4 protein-coding genes are annotated in these 5,424 nt (G+C 56.9%); all 4 read right to left on the reverse strand.

Going from position 1 to position 5,424, the window contains the following annotated elements; genetic code table 11:
- Positions 1-223 (reverse strand): biotin/lipoyl-containing protein (locus VGE80_RS22875; RefSeq protein WP_440594256.1); only part of this gene is annotated, 223 nt, incomplete at its 3' end.
- Positions 224-421: 198 nt separating this feature from the next.
- Positions 422-3,178 carry a pyruvate dehydrogenase (acetyl-transferring), homodimeric type gene (gene aceE, locus VGE80_RS22880; protein ID WP_440594257.1) on the reverse strand — a complete coding sequence of 919 codons (2,757 nt, stop codon included), beginning with the start codon at positions 3,176-3,178 and terminating at the stop codon, positions 422-424.
- 759 nt (positions 3,179-3,937) lie between these two features.
- Positions 3,938-5,071: a mandelate racemase/muconate lactonizing enzyme family protein gene (locus tag VGE80_RS22885; protein WP_440594258.1), complete on the reverse strand. Its 1,134-nt coding sequence runs from the start codon at positions 5,069-5,071 to the stop codon at positions 3,938-3,940.
- 4 nt (positions 5,072-5,075) lie between these two features.
- The coding region (locus VGE80_RS22890; protein ID WP_440594259.1) for a cyanophycinase at positions 5,076-5,424 on the reverse strand (349 nt) is incomplete at its 5' end.

Raw genomic sequence — 5,424 nt, forward strand, 5'->3', positions numbered from 1 at the left:
CGGCCTGTCCCGGCTTCACGGTGTCTCCCTTTTTCACCAGAATCTTGGTGACGGTACCTGCATGCGGACAAGGCAGTTCCATGACTGCTTTTTCCGTTTCCAGCTCCATCACGATCTGGCCCGCTTCGATTGTGTCGCCGACAGCGACGATCACAGAGGCAACATCGGCACTCTTGATGCCGTCACCCAATAGTTGTTGTTCGACTTTGAATTCGATGGTCATCGGAAGTCTCGTGATCTCTATAAGTGGGGCGGTGCCCATGACAACGTATTTCAGACATCTGGCGCACAAAGGTCATGTGCACTTCAAAAAATTTAGCAACCGGGCGTTCTGTGGATTTCAGCATTGAGCGGGATGAAGCGTCCCAACCTGCTGAGCCCGTCGAAGCGGGCTCAGCAAGGGGTGTCTCACTCAATCCGATCAAGCGATGGCGGGGTCGATCTTATCAGGATATACTCCCAGGTCTTTCAGAACCTGGGGCAGTTTCTTGGCATCGAACTGACCTTCGCGGCTGAGTGCGACCAGGGTGGTGTAGACCACACACTCAGCATCGATTTCGAAGTGCCGTCGCAGCGTAACGCGAGTGTCGCTGCGGCCGAATCCGTCAGTGCCCAGGACGATATACTGTCCCGGCATGTAGGGCCGAATCTGTTCCGCGACCAGTTGAACGTTGTCGCTCGAAGAGATGAATGGACCCTTGAGACCTGCCAGCGTCTGTTCCAGGTAACTGGCCTTAGGCTTCTGATCGGGATGCAGGCGATTCCAGCGTGCGGCTGCCTGGGCATCTCGTTTCAGCTCGTTGTAACTGGTCACGCTCCAGACGTCGGCTTCGACACCGTAGTTCTCTGCGAGAATTTTCTGGGCTCGAATGACGTCGCGGAGGATCGGGCCACTTCCGAGAAGCTGCGGCCGAGTGGCTCGCTTCTTGGCAGGGACCGCGGGATCCAGCGGGTAGAGACCCTTGACGATGCCAGTCTCGACGCCTTTCGGCATCGCGTCAGGCATCTGATAGGACTCGTTGTAAACCGACAGATAGTAGAGGATGTCTTCCCCTTCGGCGTACATCCGTCGGAGACCATCCTGAACGATGACGGCCAGTTCATAACCGTAGGCTGGATCGTAGGCGAGCAGGTTTGGAACAGTCGATGCGATCAGTTGGCTGTGACCGTCTTCGTGTTGCAATCCTTCGCCGTTGAGCGTCGTGCGACCCGAAGTTCCACCGCAGAGGAAGCCTTTGCAGCGTGAGTCTGCTGCCAGCCAGATCAGATCGCCGACTCGCTGGAAGCCGAACATCGAGTAATAGGTGTAAAAGGGAACCATGTTCAGGCCAATATTGGCGTAAGCCGTTCCTGCGGCGACAAACGAGGCCATTGCTCCGGCTTCGTTGATCCCTTCCATCAGCACCTGGCCTGTGGTCGATTCCTTGTACGACATGGCCGAGCCGGCATCGACAGGGGTGTAAAGCTGTCCCTTGCTGGAATAAATTCCGTAAGTCTGGAACAAGCCTTCCATCCCGAAGGTACGGGCTTCGTCGGGAATGATGGGAACGATCCGCTTGCCGATGTTCTTATCTCGCATCAGCACGCGAAGAATGGTTCCCAGAACCCCGGTCGTGGAACGATCCTTGCCGGCGTCGCTCATCGTTTCGACAAAGGTCGCGACATCGGGAATGGCCAGGCGATCTTTGGTCGGAGTCCGTGCGGGCAGGTATCCACCGAGCTTTTTGCGATGATCGTGCAGGTACTTCATCTCGGGACTGTCTGCCGGTGGTCGGTAGAAGATCGCGGACTTTGCCTGCTCATCGGTAAACGGCAGCTCGAACCGATCTCGCATCGCCAGCAGTGAGGCTTCTGCGAGTCCCTTGGTATTGTGAGCGGTGTTCTTGCCTTCCGCTTCACTACCGAGACCGAAACCTTTGATGGTATGGGCGAGGACAACGGTCGGAGCACCCTTGAATTCGACGGCTGCTCGCAGGCCGTTGTAGACCTTCAAGGCGTCATGTCCACCGCGTCGCATATTACGAATCTGCTCGTCGGTCAGGTTTTCGACCAGCTTCAACAGCTCAGGATGCCGTCCGAAGAAGTCTTTGCGAATAAATTCGCCCGACTCGACGCTGTACTTCTGGAATTGTCCGTCGACAACTTCGGCGAGTGCCTTGGCAAGCAGGCCCTTCTCGTCGGCTTCGAACAGTGCGTCCCATTCGCTTCCCCAGACAATCTTGATGACGTTCCAGCCCGCTCCGCGGAAGATTCCTTCGAGTTCCTGAATGATCTTGCCGTTGCTGCGGACGGGACCGTCGAGTCGCTGCAGGTTACAGTTGACGACCCACGTCAGATTGTCGAGCTTTTCCCGCGAGGCCATCGAGATTGCGCCGAGGGTTTCTGGTTCGTCGATTTCACCGTCGCCAATAAAGGACCAGACGCGTGATTTTGATGTCTCAAGCAGATTTCTGTGCTGAACGTAGCGCAGGAAACGGGCGTGATAGATCGAGCAGATCGGACCGAGACCCATGGATACCGTAGGGAACTGCCAGAAATCGGGCATCAGCCACGGATGTGGGTAAGATGAAAGCCCTTGGCCGCGAGGAAGTTCTCGGCGGAAGTTGTTCAGGTTTTCTTCGGTGAGGCGTCCTTCCACGAAGGCCCGAGCGTACATCCCAGGTGATGAGTGTCCCTGGAAGTAAACCATGTCGCCCGTGTGGTCGGCGGTGGGGGCATGGAAGAAGTGGTTGAATCCGACTTCGACGAGAACGGCCGACGATGCGAACGTAGAGATGTGTCCGCCGACGCCGGAACCGTTCTGATTGCCTCGCACGACCATCGCCATGGCGTTCCAGCGGATGATGCTCCGCAGTCGTCGCTCGATATCGCGGTCGCCAGGGAAGGGGTGTTCCGCTTCCGGCGGGATTGTATTGACATAAGGGGTCGTCAGTGCAGGCACAACGGGGACGTTTTGTGCCTGGGCTCGTGAATAGAGCTGCGTGAGGAGCTGACTCAGCGCTTCCGGCCCATAGCGATGCAGCAGGTCGTCAACCGACTCCAGCCATTCGTCCATTTCCTGTGGATCGATGGCTGGTACGGTAACGTCTGAGACCTCATCCGTGGGATTTGCAACGTCAGCCGCCTGTGGGGATTCCGTTCGTCGAACTGCGGGAGCAGCTTGTAGTGTGCTTGCCATTTTCTACGCCAACCTCGTCTTATTTCAGGCTCGCCGATCAAGAGCGGGCGAATCACTTTCACCAGTAACTCAACAATATCGTTCAGCCGGATAACTGATCCGCGGGTTATCGCTCAAACCCATACGACACCGCATCGTAGCAGGTCATTCGGGGTCTGCACAGATTGCCGTGTCAGTTCCAACCCTCTCTATTTGGTCCGTAACGTATTCAAGCAGAAACCGGATCATCATGCCAACCGCAAATTTCGCCGCAGTCTGGAGTAATGACCGTTTCCGCGGCGGAAATAGGCGGCGGCAGACGTGTCCGATGTGGAGTCGACTGCCTTTGAAACGAGCAACGAGTGCCACAGCGGTTCGCTGTGCTGTTCCGATACGCATGTGGCCAAGAGAACTCGAACCGCGAAATACTGAAAATTATTCAGAAAACCTGTCACGATGGGGCCGTCCGGGGACCTGTGCAAGGCGAGCCAGCCGTCGCGATTGGTCCGATTCCCGAATCGCGGTAATGGCCTTGAAAGAGAGCGATCCGGATTAACGCTGATCGCCGGATTGAAAAGTCGTGCGTTCCGCAGGGTCCACAAGATTGGATCGGAACCTTCGATGGAGGCGTGAATCGGCAGACGATTGTGGAATTCCGAAATCCAATGACAGACGCCTCCTTCCGACCTTGGGGCGAAAGGAGGCGTCTACGTCGCTGGCTTGTCTTGAGACTCGACCGTACCGCTCTGGATCCAGGGGAGCAGAGGATCGCGTGGTCGGCTACTTGAAGACGGTTCGCTTCCCGCTGAACTTTTTCAGTTTTTCCAGATCGATATCGATCCCCAGACCCGGGGTGGTTGGAATTTCCAGGGAGCCTTCCGCATCGATTCGGAAGGGACTGGTCGGAAGCTCTTCGATATAAGCACAGGGGGTCAGGTACTCGACATACCGTGCCACGGGGATCGCCGCCGAGAACTGCAAGTCGGCTGCGAGGCCGACAGCGGTATTCCAACCATGCGGGACGACGGTCACGTTGTGATCGAAGGCCAACGCCGCAATTCGGCGAGATTCTGTCAGACCGCCGTTCTTGGTGACGTCTGGCTGGATGATGTCCACGGCGCGTCGTTCCAGCCATGGAGTGAACGATTGGCGTCGCGTGAGGACTTCGCCCCCGGCGATCGGCACGGGGGAAACACGTGTCAGTTCAATAAATCCTTCGATGTCATCGGGTGGCAGAGGTTCCTCGAACCAGGTGATATCGTAGTCGGCGAGCATGATGGCGGTTTCACGGGCCCAGTTGGTTCCGTGCGGCCAGAATTGTTCGCTTCCCCCCGCATCAACCATCAGCTCAACATGTTCGCCGACGGTATCACGCGCGGTCTGGACAAGCTTTTCGTCAAACTTGCGGCTGCGGCGTCCGAAGGGCCGCCAGCCCATCTTGATCGCTTTGAATCCACGTTCAACAACGCTTTGCAACGTTGTCTTCAGTGCCTCGGGTTCGTCGAACAGAATGGAGCCGTAGGGCTTGATCCGCTGACGGTAATTACCGCCGAGCAGGCGTGAGACCGGCTGGCCACAGGCTTTGCCCATGATGTCCCACAAGGCGATATCGAGACCGCTGATGGCGTGTTCGACGGATCCCCCGCGTCCCTGCCAGAAACTGGACTGGCGCAGCAGCTCGGAAACGCGTTCCGGCTCGACGGCCGATTGACCTTTCAGGAGGGGCCACAAAAGTGCGACGGCTCCTTCAACCAGCGTGCCGGAGGTAAAACAGCTTCCCCATCCGTACAGCCCTTCGTCGGTTTTGACCTGCACCAGCGTGTGGAGATTTTCCTGCGGTTCATGACCTTGCGGCCATCCACCATCAACCGTCGCACCCGTCAGTGGAACAACTTCAACTTCTACAATCTTCATTGAACTACTTTTTATCATCGAGGTTAAACTTCATCCCCGCACGGAGGACGTGCACTGATAGATTCCGCACCGCTGCGGCTGCTCCCTGGGTCAGTTCTTCACGACTGGCCCGGCGACCGTCAATGACAGTCACATTATTGCTTCCAATCACTTCGAATTCGCGGCCGCGCACGATGGCGGCCGTTTCTTCGTCGATACCAATTCCCAGCAGGTCCGGGTGATCAATAGTCGCCAGAGCCAAACGATTGAATCGGCCCTTTTGCAGGAAGTGCTGATCGATGATGACATCGGGCCACAGACCGAGGCCATTCATCAAGTACGGGGCGGTGCCTACTTTCAGGCTGTCCAGGTCA

Source organism: Schlesneria sp., assembly GCF_036405755.1.
Classification (GTDB): domain Bacteria; phylum Planctomycetota; class Planctomycetia; order Planctomycetales; family Planctomycetaceae; genus Schlesneria; species Schlesneria sphaerica.

Excerpts from the sequence above, each read along its gene's own strand:
- aceE (WP_440594257.1), bottom strand. The coding sequence starts at position 3,178 with ATGGCAAGCACACTACAAGCTGCTCCCGCAGTTCGACGAACGGAATCC.
- VGE80_RS22885 (WP_440594258.1), bottom strand. The coding sequence starts at position 5,071 with ATGAAGATTGTAGAAGTTGAAGTTGTTCCACTGACGGGTGCGACGGTT.